The 14018-nt window shown below is 69.9% G+C and carries 11 protein-coding genes; 5 read left to right on the top strand and 6 right to left on the bottom strand.

All coding sequences use genetic code 11. The annotated features are described in order from the left end of the window. The first annotated feature begins 49 nt into the window (after positions 1 to 49). Positions 50 to 1006: an LLM class F420-dependent oxidoreductase gene (locus A5622_RS22310; protein ID WP_066881283.1), complete on the top strand. Its 957-nt coding sequence runs from the start codon at positions 50 to 52 to the stop codon at positions 1004 to 1006. An 11-nt stretch (positions 1007 to 1017) separates the two neighbouring features. Here A5622_RS22310 and A5622_RS22305 read toward each other — a convergent pair whose 3' ends face one another. From A5622_RS22305 to A5622_RS22285, 5 genes are all read right to left on the bottom strand, one after another. Continuing rightward, positions 1018 to 1683, bottom strand: coding sequence for a nitroreductase family protein (locus tag A5622_RS22305; RefSeq protein WP_066881281.1), 666 nt, complete (start codon positions 1681 to 1683; stop codon positions 1018 to 1020). Positions 1684 to 1697: 14 nt separating this feature from the next. Next, a complete protein-coding gene (locus tag A5622_RS22300) occupies positions 1698 to 3215 on the bottom strand; it encodes an Hsp70 family protein (RefSeq protein ID WP_066881279.1) in 1518 nt (505 codons plus the stop codon). Between the two features lie 183 nt (positions 3216 to 3398). Then, positions 3399 to 3701 (bottom strand): hypothetical protein, encoded by a 303-nt coding sequence (locus tag A5622_RS22295; protein WP_156753052.1) that lies wholly within the window; start codon positions 3699 to 3701, stop codon positions 3399 to 3401. A 101-nt stretch (positions 3702 to 3802) separates the two neighbouring features. Next, positions 3803 to 6064, bottom strand: a complete 2262-nt coding sequence (locus A5622_RS22290) for a carbon starvation CstA family protein (protein ID WP_066881274.1) — start codon at positions 6062 to 6064, stop codon at positions 3803 to 3805. Positions 6065 to 6118: 54 nt separating this feature from the next. Next, positions 6119 to 7648, bottom strand: a complete 1530-nt coding sequence (locus tag A5622_RS22285; RefSeq protein ID WP_066881273.1) for an ATP-dependent DNA ligase — start codon at positions 7646 to 7648, stop codon at positions 6119 to 6121. A 112-nt stretch (positions 7649 to 7760) separates the two neighbouring features. Here A5622_RS22285 and A5622_RS22280 point away from each other — a divergent pair, with 112 nt between their 5' ends. Continuing rightward, positions 7761 to 8528, top strand: coding sequence for an SDR family NAD(P)-dependent oxidoreductase (locus A5622_RS22280; RefSeq protein WP_066864782.1), 768 nt, complete (start codon positions 7761 to 7763; stop codon positions 8526 to 8528). 132 nt (positions 8529 to 8660) lie between these two features. Further along, complete coding sequence (locus A5622_RS22275) at positions 8661 to 10850, top strand: acyl-CoA dehydrogenase (RefSeq protein WP_066881271.1); 2190 nt, start codon at positions 8661 to 8663, stop codon at positions 10848 to 10850. 3 nt (positions 10851 to 10853) lie between these two features. Here the strand turns inward: A5622_RS22275 and A5622_RS22270 are convergent, their stop codons facing one another. Continuing rightward, entirely contained in the window at positions 10854 to 11189 is a 336-nt protein-coding gene (locus tag A5622_RS22270) for a Zn-ribbon domain-containing OB-fold protein (RefSeq protein WP_066864776.1), read from the bottom strand. Between the two features lie 56 nt (positions 11190 to 11245). Here A5622_RS22270 and A5622_RS22265 point away from each other — a divergent pair, with 56 nt between their 5' ends. Continuing rightward, positions 11246 to 12439: a thiolase family protein gene (locus A5622_RS22265; protein WP_066881269.1), complete on the top strand. Its 1194-nt coding sequence runs from the start codon at positions 11246 to 11248 to the stop codon at positions 12437 to 12439. Positions 12440 to 12461: 22 nt separating this feature from the next. Then, the gene (locus tag A5622_RS22260) at positions 12462 to 13919 is read left to right on the top strand and encodes a FadR/GntR family transcriptional regulator (RefSeq protein ID WP_066881267.1); all 1458 of its coding nucleotides are present in this window, start codon (positions 12462 to 12464) and stop codon (positions 13917 to 13919) included. Positions 13920 to 14018 lie beyond the last annotated feature (99 nt).

Here is a 14018-nt window from a genome sequence, read left to right as displayed (position 1 = left end):
AACGGCGCGGTGGGTGCATAACCGGGCGCGCAGCGGGTAGCCGGGCGCCATGACCAAGATCGGATACTTTCTCACCTGCGAGCAATTCGGCCCGAAGGAGCTCATCGACCAGGCCAAGCGGGCCGAGGACGCGGGATTCGACGCGCTGTGGATCTCCGACCACTATCACCCCTGGAATGACGAGCAGGGTCAGAGCCCGTTCGTGTGGGGAGTGATCGGTGCGTTGTCGGAGGCGACGTCGTTACCGGTCAGCACCGCCGTCACCTGCCCGACCATTCGGATCCACCCGGCGATCATCGCGCAGGCCGCGGCCACCGCGGCCGTGCAGCTAGACGGACGCTTCGTGCTGGGGGTCGGCAGCGGCGAGGCGCTCAACGAGCACATCCTGGGCGATCCCTGGCCGTCGGCCGGTGTGCGGCTCGAGATGCTCGAGGAGGCGATCGACGTCATTCGCAAGCTGCACAAGGGCGGCGAGGTCAGCCACCACGGCAAGCACTACGAGGTGCAGGAGGCCCAGGTCTACACCCGGCCCGAGCAGCCGGTGCCGATCTACGTCTCGGCATTCGGCCCGCAGGCCGTGGAGCTGGCCGCCCGCATCGGCGACGGCTACAGCATCGCCATGCCCGACGGCGACCTGGTCAAGCAGTTCCGCGAGGCCGGGGGCGGCAACAAGCCGGTGCAGGGCGGAACGAAGGTGTGCTGGGACGCCGACGCCGACGCCGCGCTGAAAACCGCGCACCGGTTGTGGGCCAACGAGGGGTTGCCCGGCCAGACGTCCCAAATCCTGCCCCGGCCCAAGGATTTCGCCGCGCTGCAGTCGCTGGTGCCTACGGATACCGTCGGCGAGAGCGTGGCCTGTGGCCCGGACCCCGACAAGCACGTCGCGCAGGTGCGCGAGTACATCGACGCCGACGTCGACGAGATCTACGTGCAGCAGATCGGTCCCGACATGGACGGGTTCTTCGCGGCGTGGCAGCGTGACGTGCTGCCCCAGGTGCGCGGGTAGGGCTCAGCCGATCACCCGCACCACGCCGGGCCGTCGAATCGATCACGAGTGATGAACTCCGCGACCGGCCGCCGGCGCAGCTTGGTCAACTGCCGCACCGGTTTTCCCAGCGGCACGACCGCGGCCACCGCATGCTGGCCGGGGATGCCCAGCAGGCGACGGACTTGATCTTCGGACGCGATGGCCATCGTCGTGATGGTGCCGCCGTAACCCTCGCCGCGCGCGGCGAGCAAGATGTTCCAGATCAGCGGGTAAACCGACGCGCCCCCGGCGATGCCGACCCGGTCCAGATCCTGATCGACGGCCGCGACGACGGCCAAGTCCACCGAAACCACAAGGACGACAGGCGCTTTGGCGATCGGTGCCACGAACGTGTCGGGGACCTCGGTTGCGTCGACGACGTCTTGCGGCATGCCGCTGGGATGCACCGAGTTCCAAGGGTTTTCGCCCGCCTGCAGCTGGGCGAAGTAACGGCGGGCGGCGGGCTTGCCGAGCTCGGCCAGCCGCCGGCGGATCGCCTCGTCGCGCACCACGGTGACGTGGGCGCCCTGCCGGTTGCCACCGCTGGGAGCGAACCGGGCGTGCTCGAAGATGCGGCTCAGCACCTCGTCGGGCAGCGGGTCGTCGGTGAATTCCCGTGCCGCGAAGGTCGTTCGCATCACGTCGTACAGCTGCATGGCGGGATGGCTCATCAACTCGCGGACGCGCGCCGCTCCAGGCGGAAGGTGCGCTCGAACCCCGCCGGGTGCGTCGTCAGCGTCACCTCCACGGCACCGCTGGGGGCGATGACGTAGCGTTCCTCCACGTCGGGTCCGTCGGTCCAGCGGCCGACCGGCTGACGCCGGAGGTCGTCGCGGTCGTGCAGGGCCGGGTCGAATGGAAACAGCACCGGGTCATACGGCGTGACGTCGCCGTCCGGCCGCCCGTTGACCAGCCGGCTGCACTCCACGAAGCGGAAGTGCCCGATGTTGTGCGCCGCTCGGTATTTGCGCTTCACCACCAGCGGGGAACGCCCGTCGGCCGGCAGCGAAACGTCCTTGCACACGATGGGGTCGAAGACGACCCCGGCACCCGCCTCGGCCTCCCGGAACACCCCGAAATTCCTCGAAAAGCGTTCGGACAGTGCGAAACCGGACTCCTTGTCGAGGAAGACGGCAAGGCCGATGGCCGTGGCGGCGAAGGGATGCGGCGAGCGTTTCACCCGCTTCTCGCCGAAGGTGCTGCGCAGCATGCGCGACACCAGCGGGAAACCGCCTGCCCCGCCGACGACGTAGATGCCCGCCACCTCCGACCAGTCCACGTCCGTGCGTCCGCGCGCCGGATCGTGCAGGACGCGGCGCAGCAGCGCCATCGTCTGGTCGACCAGCGGTGCGCACACGCCGTAGACGTCGTCGATGGGGCAGGAGAAGGGAGGCCGATCGAGCGGGGACAGGTCCACCAGGAAGCGGCGCGTCTGCGGCCCGACGGCCTCCTTGCGGGTGGCGCACTCCTCGGCCAACAGGTCGCGCTGGGCCGGGTCGAGGCCGGGCAGGCCGGCGCCGGCCAGCACGAGCTCGACGATCGCGTCGTCGAAGTCGTCACCGCCGAGGCGCTGGATGCCCTCGCTGACCACCACCTCGTTGGCGTGTCCGGTCATCTTCAGCAGCGACGCGTCGAACGTGCCGCCCCCGAGGTCGTAGATGAGCACGTATTCGCGTTTGGCGGTGATGGTCGAGCGGTACCGGTGGGCGTATTCCAGGCTGGCGGCCGACGGTTCGTTGAGCAGCGCGACGACCCGGAAACCGGCGGCCACGTAGGCGTCCAGGGTAAGCAGGCGCTGGGCGCTCGAGGCGTTGGCCGGCACGCTGATCGCGGCCTCGATGGGTTCGCCCGGGGACGGGGTGACGTTCGAGTTGCGCTGCAGATCGGTTTTCAGCTGAGACAGGAAGCCGGTGAGCAGGTCGGCCAGCCGATAGGCGCGCCCGGCCAGGCTGACTTCGGTCTGCGGTCCGGCGTCGTTGAGCAGGCGCTTGAACGAGCGCAGCACCGACCATGCCGGGTCGTGGCGAACGGCGGCCGCGTCCGGGCCGAAGCGCAACTGCCCGGCGGCGTTGGCGGCGATCAGCGACGGCCACGCATCGTCGCCCTCGAAGGAGACGACGGGATAGTTGCCGCGATCGACGGCCGCGACGACGGTGTGGGTGGTGCCGAAGTCGATACCGACTCTCATCGCGCAAGTTTAGGACCGCGACGCGGGCTTGGGCACAACCTTTTTGCCCGGCGTGCCGTCCGCGTTGGAGTCAGTCCTCGAAATGGCGCTCGTAGTCGTTGCGCTCGAGCCACCACTGCAGGTTGTAGGTCCCCATCGCCAGCAGCACCATCAACCCGGCGCAGACGACGCTGATGGTTGCGTTCACAGCCGGTCCATCGCGCGTGCCATGCGGGCGTCCTCGATGTAGCCGTAGTACCTCGGGGGGTGGGGATGGCGCGGCGTGTTCGCGTTCGCGGCCATCCGCCGCAGCGCGGCGCCGATGCGGCGGGCGAGGGGGGCACGACGCGCCCCCTGGACAACGGCGGCGCCGAAGAGCACCTGCTGGGTGGTGATCAGTACCTCGGCGGGGGCCGCCTCGACCGAGGGCGCCGCCGAGGACGGTGGTGCGGTGGGCTTGTTGACGGTATCGGGCGGGGTACGGAGTCCCGTTGACGTGACCAGCATTTCGTTCACCTTCTTCGCGCTGCGGCCGCGTTGACCAGGTAGTTCGGCCGCTGATGCGGTTAACGTACGGTCGGTGCCCACCAGTACGCACGCGTAGTCGACTACCTATCTGTGCGCGACTCGCTCCCGCGCTTCGGCAGCTCGTCCCATTGCCGCTGTAATTCGCGCTCGGCGGCGGTGGGGATCAGACCCGAGGGGGCGAAGAACTTCGAGGGCACCGGGTCGTCCTCGGTCAGCGGCCGGCCGGGCCCGCGGATCGCCCCGAGAGCGACGACGGCCCCGGCGATCACGACGATGACGACGGCCACCGCGAACAGGATGGACAGCGAGCCTTGGATGAAGGTGTTGCGGATGACGTCGTCGAGCTGGTGCGCGTTCTTGGCCGAACCGAACACCGTCTTGCCCGCCTGCCTGGCCGCCAGGTACGCCGAGTGCTGCGTCCAGTAGCCGACGGCCGGGTCGGGAGAGAAGATCTTCTGCCACGACGCCGTCAGCGTGACCGCGAGATCCCACAGCAACGGGATACCGGGGATCCACACCCACTTCAGCAGGCCCTTCTTGATGACGATGACCGTGATGACGGTCAGCGCGATCGCGGCGAGCAACTGATTGGCGATGCCGAACAGCGGAAACAGCGTGTTGATGCCGCCCAGCGGGTCGGTCACCCCCATCAGCAGGATGCTGCCCCAGGCCGCGGCCACAGCCAGGCTGCACAGCCACACGCCCGGGCGCCAGCTCGGGTTGCGCAGCTTGGTCAGGGGTCCGCCGAGGTTTCCGAGGGTGTCGGAGAGCATGAAGCGGGCGACGCGGGTGCCGGCGTCGACGGCGGTGAGGATGAACAGCGCCTCGAACATGATCGCGAAGTGGTACCAGAACGCCTTGAGGCCGGCACCGCCGAACACCCGGTAGAGCACCTCGGACATGCCGACCGCCAGCGTCGGCGCCCCGCCGGTGCGCGACACGATCGACTTCTCGCCCACCCCGGCGGCGGCTGCGGTGAGCTGGTCCGCGGTCGCCGGGGCGCCGCGCAACCCGAGGCCGTTGACGTAGTGCGCGGCGGTGGCCGCGGTGCCGCCGGTCTGCGCGGCCGGCGCGTTGAGCGCGAAGTACACGTGCTGGTCCAGGACCGCCGCGCTGATCAGCGCCATGACCGCGACGAACGATTCGGTCAGCATGCCGCCGTAACCGATCAGCCGCATTTGGCTTTCCTTCTCCAGCAGCTTGGGCGTGGTCCCCGACGAGATCAAAGCGTGAAATCCGGACAGCGCCCCACAGGCGATGGTGATGAACAGGAACGGGAACAGCGCGCCGGGGAACACCGGCCCGTCGCCGCGGGACGCGAACTGCGACACCGCGGGCGCCTGCATGACCGGGCGGGCGATGCAGATGCCGACCGCGAGCAGCGCGATGGCGCCGACCTTCATGAACGTCGACAGGTAGTCGCGCGGGGCGAGCAGCAACCACACCGGCAGCACCGACGCGACGAACCCGTAGCCGATGATCAGCCAGGACACCGTGACCGCCGACAGGTTCAACCACGATGCACCCCAAGGGGTTTCGCCGATCCAGGCGCCGCCGGCCACGGCCAGCAGCAGCAGCGCCACACCGATGAGCGAAACCTCGGCGACCCGGCCGGGGCGCAGGAACCGCAGGTAGCAGCCCATGAACACGGCGATGGGAACGGTCATGGCGATGGAGAACACGCCCCAGGGGCTCTGGGCCAGCCCCCGCACCACCACCAGCGCGAGCACCGCGATGATGATCACCATGATGACGAACGCGCCGAGCAGCGCGGCCACCCCGCCGGTGGCGCCGAGTTCGTCGCGGGCCATCTGTCCCAGCGAGCGCCCGCGCCGCCGGGCGGAGATCCACAACACCAGGTAGTCCTGCACCGCGCCGGCGAACACCGCGCCGATGACGATCCAGATGCTGCACGGCAGGTAGCCCATCTGGGTGGCCAGCACCGGGCCGACGAGCGGTCCGGCCCCCGCGATGGCCGCGAAGTGGTGGCCGAACAACACCCGGCGATCCGTCGGCACGTAATCGGTGCCGTCATCGAGAACCTCGGCCGGCGTGGCGTGGTCGTCGCGCGGGCGGACGATCTTCATCTCGATCAGGCGGGCGTAGAACCGGAACCCGATGAGGTAGGTGCAGATCGCCGCGACCACGAACCACACCGCGTTGACCGTCTCGCCTCGCGTGAAGGCGATGATCGCCCAGGCGACCGCGCCGAGCACCGCGATGATCGCGAACACGATCTTGTGCCGCGCGGTGATGGGGGAGCGGTCGACGATGGCGACGGGTGGCAGGTCTGCGCCGGTGTGGATGTAGCTGACGTCGCTGTCGTGCCCTGTGATCGCCACGGACGGAAACCCTACGCGCGCAAAACGAACTGCGCCTGTCGGAAAGCGGCTCGTTCAGTACAGCGCGCGCACGGCGTCGATGGTGTCGGCCTCGGCGGGGCTTTTGTCGTCGCGATAGCGCACCACGCGGGCGAACCGCAGCGCCAGGCCGCCGGGGTAGCGCGACGACTTCTGCACGCCGTCCAGGGCGATCTCGACGACCTGCTCGGGCCGGACCTCGACGACGTAACCGTCCGTACCGTCGATGGCCAGTTCGCTGAACCGGGCGGTCTGCCACTCCAGCATGGCGTCGGTCATGCCCTTGAAAGTCTTTCCCACCATGATGAATTCGCCGCTGCCCGGATCGCGGGCGCCCAGGTGGATGTTGGAGAGTTTGCCGCGGCGGCGCCCCGAGCCCCACTCCACCGCGAGCACCACCAGATCCAGCGTGTGCACCGGCTTGACCTTCAGCCAGCCGGCGCCGCGGCGCCCCGCCTGATACGGCGCGTCGGGCGCCTTGGCCATCACGCCCTCGTGCCCGGCGGCCAGCGTCGCGTCCAGGAAGGCGCCCGCCGCCGCGGGGTCGGCGGTGAGCAGCCGGTCGACCCGCTGCGCCGGTGGCACCAACGCGTCCAGGGCGGCCAGCCGGTCGGCGGTCGGGGCGTCGAGCAGGTCGACGCCGTCGCGATGCAGGACGTCGAAGAAGAACACCGAAAGTCGTTGTGCGGCAAGGGCTGCGGCGATGTCGACGGAGCGGCCGAAGCGGGAGGCGGTGACCTGGAAGCGCTGCGGTGAGTTGTCGGGCCGCAGCGCGATCGCCTCGGCGTCGGCGATCAGGCGATCGACCGGCAGTGCCAGCGTGGCCTCCACCACCTCGGGCAGCCGGGCGGTGACGTCGTCCAGGCTCCTGGTGTAGACGGTGACCTCGTCACCGGCGCGGTGGATCTGTACCCGCGCCCCGTCCAGCTTGGCTTCGAAAATGGTTGGGCCGCCGTGGCGTTCGATCGCGTCGGCTACGCTCGTCGCGGTCTGCGCCAGCATCGGGCCGACCGGGCGGCCGACCCGCAGGGTGAACTGGTCCAGCGCCGCGGGTGCACCGGACAGGGCGGCCGCCGCCACCGCAGGCAGGTCGCCGCCCAGCATCGCGGCGCGCTGCACCGCGGCGGCCGGCAGGCCCGCGGCCTTGGCGACCGCGTCGGCCATGATCCCGGCCAGCGCGCCCTGGCGCAGCTCGCCGCCGAGCAGCCGCAGCAGGAAGGCCTGCTCGGTGTCGGTGGCGGCGGCGAACAACGCGTTCAGCAGGGCGGCGCGCCGGGCCTGCGCGCCCTTGCCGGACACGGCGCCGATGTGGGAGAAGGTGGCGTCGACCCCGCCGACGGTCAGCGAGGCGTGCGGGGCCGCGGGCGGGCGCGAGCGCAGCGCCGCCCAGCCCACGCCGATCTGGCGTTGCCGCAACTCGCCGGACAGCCACGACACGATGACGGCGACCAGCGCGCCATCCGGCGCGGCGCGGCGCAGCAGGTCGGCGATGTGGGCGACTTTGGTCAGCCGCGACGACGTGCTCGAGACGTCGGATGACGTCGCGGCCACGTCGAGAAGGAGCACGGTTGCCAGCTTGGCACGGCTCGGTGACAGGCCTGGAGTGCGGACACGCTAGCGTGCCTACGTAACGTTACAGATTGCACAGGATCTGACAACCCAAGAAGGAGACGTCCGGATGGAGATCAACGGGAAGAAGGTCGTCGTCATCGGCGGCGCATCGGGAATGGGGCGTGCCAGCGCCGAGCTGCTGCATGAACGCGGCGCGGATGTCGCCATCCTCGATCGCGAGGGCTCCGACGGCAAGACGGTCGCCGAGGGCGTCGGCGGTACCTTCTATCCCGTCGACGTCACCGACTTCACCGGCACCGAGGAGACGCTGCAGGCCGCGGTCGACAAGCTCGGCGGATTGCACGTCGTGATCACCACCGCGGGCGGCGGCATCGCCAAGCGGACGCTGACCAAGTCCGGTCCGCACGACCTCGAATCCTTCCAGTCCGTGATCGACCTCAACCTGATCGCCACGTTCAACATCAGCCGGCTGGCCGCCGCGCACATGGCCAAGAACGAGCCCGAGGACCCCGACACCGGTGAGCGCGGCGTCATCATCAACACCGCCTCCATCGCGGCCTACGAGGGCCAGATCGGCCAGGTCGCCTACACCGCCGCCAAGGCGGGCATCGCCGGCATGTGCCTGACCATGGCCCGCGACCTGGGCTCGGTGGGCATCCGGGTGCTGGCCATCGCCCCGAGCCTGTTCGCGACCGGTCTGACGCAGGGCATTCCGGACGAGTTCGCCACGCAGCTCACCAAGGACGCGGCGTTCCCCAAGCGCCTCGGCCGTCCCGAGGAGTACGCGAAGCTGGCCGCCGCCATCGTGGACAACCCGATGCTCAACGGACAGTGCCTGCGCCTGGACGCCGGGCAGCGGTTCGCACCCAAGTAACCCCCCGTCGGGGCCCTCCCCGCATTAAGTACACTCTTTAGGCAGCCGCCCCGCTTCCCCTCGAAGCGGGGCAGGCCACCCAGCTTCTGGGGCGATCACACCCGGCCGGCATGCTGCGCGAGGAGGGCCCTGATGGGTATCGCAATAACCGACGACCATCGTGAACTGGCCGAGGTGGCCCGCGGGTTCTTGACCTCGCAGAAGGCGCGGTGGGCGGCCCGATCGCTGCTCGACGCCTCGGACGAGCCGCGGCCCGGGTTCTGGGCGAACCTGGTCGAGCTGGGGTGGCTCGGCCTGCACGTCGAGGAAGAGTACGGCGGCTCCGGGTACGGGCTGCCCGAACTGGTCGTGGTGATCGAAGAGCTCGGCCGCGCGGTGGCGCCGGGACCGTTCGTGCCCACCGTCATCGCGTCCGCGGTGATCGCCAAAGACGGTACCGCCGAACAGAAGTCGCGGCTGTTGTCCGGCCTGATCGACGGGACGGTCACCGCGGGCATCGGGCCGGACAGCCAGGTGCGGATCAACGACGGCTCGAACGGTCGGACAGCCGACGGTGACGCCGGAATCGTGTTGGGCGCCGGGCTGGCCGACCTGTTGCTGATCGCCGCGGGCGACGACGTGCTGGTGCTCGAGCGCGGCCGCGACGGTGTCTCGGTCGAGGTGCCGGAGAACTTCGATCCGACGCGGCGATCCGGACGCGTCCGCCTGCGCGACGTGCGCGTCGGCGACGACGACATCCTGACGGGGGCAAGGCAATCGGCGCTGGCCCGCGCCCGCACCCTGCTGGCCGCCGAGGCCGTGGGTGGGGCATCGGACTGCGTCGACGCCGCCGTCGACTACGCCAAGGTGCGCCAGCAATTCGGACGCACCATCGCCACCTTCCAAGCGGTCAAGCATCACTGCGCCAACATGCTGGTCGGTGCGGAATCCGGGATCGCCGCCGTCTGGGACGCCGCCCGGGCGGCATCCGAGGACTTATCCGAGGACGAAGCGCAGTTCCGCCTGATCGCCGCGGTGGCCGCGACGCTGGCCTTTCCCGCCTACGTCCGCAACGCCGAACTCAACATCCAGGTGCACGGCGGCATCGGCTTCACCTGGGAACACGACGCGCATCTGCATCTGCGCCGGGCGGTGGTGAGCGCGGCGCTGTTCGGCGGTGACGCGCCCGCGGCCGACGTGTTCGAGCGCACCGCCGCCGGCGCTGTCCGGGAGAACAGCCTCGACCTGCCGCCCGAAGCCGAGGAATTGCGCGCCGGCATCCGCGCCGACGCCGCCGAGATCGCCGGGCTGAGCAAGGAGGCCCAGCGCGACAAGCTGATCGAGACCGGCTACGTGATGCCGCACTGGCCCAAGCCGTGGGGACGTGCGGCCGACGCGGTCGCGCAGCTGGTGATCGAGGAGGAGTTCCGCGCGGCCGGCATCAAGCGTCCCGACTACGGGATCACCGGTTGGGTGATCCTGACCCTGATCCAGCACGGAACGCCATGGCAGATCGAAAGATTCGTGGAGAAGGCGCTGCGCAAGGACGAGATCTGGTGCCAGCTGTTCTCCGAACCCGACGCCGGCTCGGACGCCGCGTCCATCAAGACGCGGGCCACCCGGGTGGACGGCGGCTGGAAGATCAACGGCCAGAAGGTGTGGACCAGCGGGGCGCACTACTGTGCGCGCGGCCTGGCCACGGTGCGCACCGACCCCGACGCCCCGAAGCACGCCGGCATCACCACGGTGATCGTGGACATGAAGGCGCCCGAGGTCGAGGTGCGGCCGCTGCGCCAGATCACCGGCGGTTCGGACTTCAACGAGGTCTTCTTCAACGACCTGTTCGTCCCCGACGAAGACGTCGTCGGGACGCCCAACTCCGGATGGACCGTCGCGCGGGCGACGCTGGGCAACGAGCGAGTCAGCATCGGCGGCAGCGGATCGTTCTATGAGGGGCTGGCCGACCAACTGGTGCAGCTGACCGAGCAGCGCCCGGATCGGTTGGCGGGCGGGCGGATTCGGGTCGGCTCGTACCTCGCCGAGGAAACCGCGTTGCGGCTGCTGAACCTGCGGCGCGCCGCGCGCAGCGTGGAAGGCGCGGGCCCCGGACCGGAAGGCAACGTCACCAAGCTGAAGCTGGCCGAGCACATGGTGGAAGGCGCCGCGATCATGGCGGCGCTGCTGGGTCCCGAGGTCGCCGTGACCGACGGTCCCGGCGCCCTGGCCGGCCGGCTGATGATGGGAGCCCGCGGCATGGCGATCGCGGGCGGCACGTCGGAGGTGACGCGCAATCAGATCGCCGAGCGGATCCTCGGCATGCCCCGCGACCCGCTGATCAACTAGGGGTCACGCCGGCGCGAACTGCGCCGCGCCACCGCTGCCACGCTTTGGCCGCAGGTCGACGGGCATGCCGCAGATCACCGAATCCGGTTCGCAGTCAACGATATTGGCGGCGACCCGCAGACCGCTCTGTTCGGCGAGCTCGACGATGGCGATGACGTAGGGGGTGGGGATCTCCGGGTTGTAGGGGTGATGGTTGACCGTGTAGGTGAACACGGTGCCCCGCCCGGAAACCGGCCGCGCCTGCAGCGAACCCCCGCACTCGCGGCATACGCCGCTGCCTGGATGCACCCAGCGCGCACAGTCGTCGCAGTACTCGATGAGCAGCGGCCCGTCTGACACGACGAATACAGTACACTCTATTGATTCGATGCGGTGTGGTCTGACGGGCGGTGTGCATGACGCATTTCGAGAAAGACGCGATCCTGTCCGGCATCGGGATCTCCCGGATCGGCCGCCGCACCGGTATCCCCGGTCTGGACTTGACCATGGAGGCGGTGCGCGCCGCCATCGAGGACGCCGGACTTGCGGCGACCGACATCGACGGCATCGCGACCCTCGGCGACACGCCCGCCGCGGACGTCAACGCCCAGCTGCACATCGACGCCGCGGACTGCGGTGCGGGCTTCGGCACCGGCGGGCTGCTCTCGCCGGTGATGTCGGCCTGCCGCGCGGTGGCCGAACGCCGGGCCCGCCACGTCGTCGTGTACCGGACGATACAAATGCTCGGCGGCACGGTGCCGGTCAAGCAGGAGGAGAACGCCGCGGCCCCGCCGCTGGCGCGGATGTTCGAAACCCCCGAGGGCGAGCCGAAGCCGGCCGTCGGTGCGATGGACGACGTCAACGATCTGGTTGCCGCGCATGCCTATTCGGCCGCCAACTGGCTGGCGCTCAACTGCCGCCGTCACATGGAGCTGTACGGGACCACCAAAGAACAGCTGGGCTGGATCGCGCTCAACGGCAGGCGCAACGCCGCGTTGAATTCCCGTGCGGTGTACCGGGATCCGATGACGATGGCCGACTACCTGGGCGCGCGATTGGTGTCCACCCCACTCGGGCTGCTGGACTGTGACGTCCCGATCGACGGCTCGATCGCGGTGGTGGTGTCGCACGCGGAGTACGCCGCCGACTGTCCGCACCGCGCGGTGAAGGTGGAGGCGATCGGCGGGTCCGACGGCGCCGGTGGCTGGTTTCACCGCGCCGACTACCCCAAGATGGCGATGTCGGATGCCGCGGCCCAGATGTGGTCGCGCACGACGTTGACACCCGCCGACCTCCAGGTCGCCCAGCTCTACGACGGATTCACCTACCTCACCCTGGCCTGGCTGGAAGCGCTCGGCATCTGCGGTGACGGCGAGGGTGGCCCGTTCGTCGAGGGTGGGGAGCGGATCGCCCGGGACGGGCAGTTGCCGCTGAACACCTACGGCGGCCAACTTTCGGCCGGCCGCATGCACGGCTACTGGGCGCTGCACGAAGGGTGTCTGCAGTTGCGCGGCGACGCGGGGGAGCGGCAGGTCGCCCGCCGCCCCGAGGTGGGCGTGGTCTCCGTCGGCGGTGGGCCCGTCGCCGGGTGCATGCTGCTGACCTGTTGAGCGCGAGCGTGATCGAGCCCGGATGACTGAGGAGCCCGCGACCGGCCAGGCGAACAAACTCGCTTCGCTGGTGGCCCGCGACATCGAGGCCGACATCGTCCGCCGCGGCTGGGCGGTCGGCGAATCGCTGGGATCCGAACACGCCCTGCAGCAGCGCTTCGGGGTGAGCCGGTCGGTGCTGCGCGAGGCCGTGCGGCTGGTCGAACACCATCAGGTCGCGCGGATGCGCCGCGGACCCAATGGCGGCCTGTACATCTGCGAGCCCGACGCGGGACCGGCCACCCGCGCGGTCGTCATCTATCTCGAATACCTCGGCACGACGCTGGGCGACTTGCTCAATGCGCGTCTCGTGCTCGAGCCGTTGGCGGCCTCGCTCGCCGCCGAGCGCATCGACGAGGCCGGGATCGCGCGGCTGCGTGCGGTGCTGCACGCCGAGCAGCAGTGGCGGCCCGGCTTACCGGCGCCGCGCGACGAGTTCCACATCGCGCTGGCCGAGCAATCCAAAAACCCGGTGCTGCAACTGTTTATCGACGTCCTGATGCGGCTCACCACCCGCTACGCCCTGGCGTCGCGAACGGATTCGGCAACCGAGGCCAGCGAGGCGGTCGACCATCTGCACGCCCACCACTCCGCGATCGTCGCCGCCGTCACCGCCGGGGATTCGGCGCGCGCCAAGACGCTGTCGGAGCGACACGTCGAGGCCGTGACCGGCTGGCTGCAGCGGCATCACGCCGGCGACGGCGGCCCGGGGCGTGCGACGCGCCGGCGACTCGATTCTGAGGCGCCCCGGGGCAAACTGGCCGAGTTGCTCGCGGCCACCATCGGTGACGACATCGCCGCCAGCGGTTGGCAGGTGGGTTCGGTCTTCGGCACCGAGACGGCTCTGCTGGAGCGCTACCGGGTGAGCCGCGCGGTGCTGCGCGAAGCGGTACGGCTGCTCGAATACCACTCGATAGCCCACATGCGCCGCGGCCCCGGCGGCGGGCTCGTCGTCGCCGAACCCGCCGCACAGGCCAGCATCGACACGATCGCGCTGTACCTGCAATACCGCGATCCGAGCCGCGAAGACCTGCGCTGCGTCCGCGACGCCGTCGAGATCGACAACGTCACCAAGGTCGTCAAGCGGCTCGGCGAATCCGACGTCGCGGCGTTTCTGGCCACCCACCGGCACGGGTTGCCGGACAACTCCCGACAGACGGCCGACGAGGTGCGCCGGGCGATCGCGGAGGAGTTCGACTTCCACGTCGGCCTCGCGCAACTCGCCGGCAACGCAATGCTGGATCTGTTCCTGCGGATCATCGTCGAGTTGTTCCGGCGGCACTGGTCGAGCACCGGACAGGCGCTGCCGACCTGGTCCGACGTGCTCGCCGTGCACCACGCCCACCTGCGGATCGTCGAGGCGGTCGAGGCCGCCGACGACAGCGTCGCCTGCTATCGCCTCCGCCGTCATCTCGACGCCGCCGCCTCCTGGTGGCTGTAGCCGCCGCGGCGGCGGCCGTCGAAACGGCCCCGCCATATGAGGTGAACCTAAATGTGATCCGTTGCGCGGTATAGCGAAGGCCCGACTTGGGTACTGACA

Source organism: Mycobacterium sp. 1245801.1, from assembly GCF_001673055.1.
Classification (GTDB): Bacteria; Actinomycetota; Actinomycetes; order Mycobacteriales; family Mycobacteriaceae; genus Mycobacterium; species Mycobacterium europaeum_A.
Note: the sequence above shows the minus strand (reverse complement) of the source record. Positions and strands in the feature narration are given on the sequence as shown.

Excerpts from the sequence above, each read along its gene's own strand:
- A5622_RS22310 (WP_066881283.1), top strand. The coding sequence starts at position 50 with ATGACCAAGATCGGATACTTTCTCACCTGCGAGCAATTCGGCCCGAAG.
- A5622_RS22305 (WP_066881281.1), bottom strand. The coding sequence starts at position 1,683 with ATGCAGCTGTACGACGTGATGCGAACGACCTTCGCGGCACGGGAATTC.
- A5622_RS22300 (WP_066881279.1), bottom strand. The coding sequence starts at position 3,215 with ATGAGAGTCGGTATCGACTTCGGCACCACCCACACCGTCGTCGCGGCC.
- A5622_RS22295 (WP_156753052.1), bottom strand. The coding sequence starts at position 3,701 with ATGCTGGTCACGTCAACGGGACTCCGTACCCCGCCCGATACCGTCAAC.
- A5622_RS22280 (WP_066864782.1), top strand. The coding sequence starts at position 7,761 with ATGGAGATCAACGGGAAGAAGGTCGTCGTCATCGGCGGCGCATCGGGA.
- A5622_RS22275 (WP_066881271.1), top strand. The coding sequence starts at position 8,661 with ATGGGTATCGCAATAACCGACGACCATCGTGAACTGGCCGAGGTGGCC.
- A5622_RS22265 (WP_066881269.1), top strand. The coding sequence starts at position 11,246 with ATGACGCATTTCGAGAAAGACGCGATCCTGTCCGGCATCGGGATCTCC.
- A5622_RS22260 (WP_066881267.1), top strand. The coding sequence starts at position 12,462 with ATGACTGAGGAGCCCGCGACCGGCCAGGCGAACAAACTCGCTTCGCTG.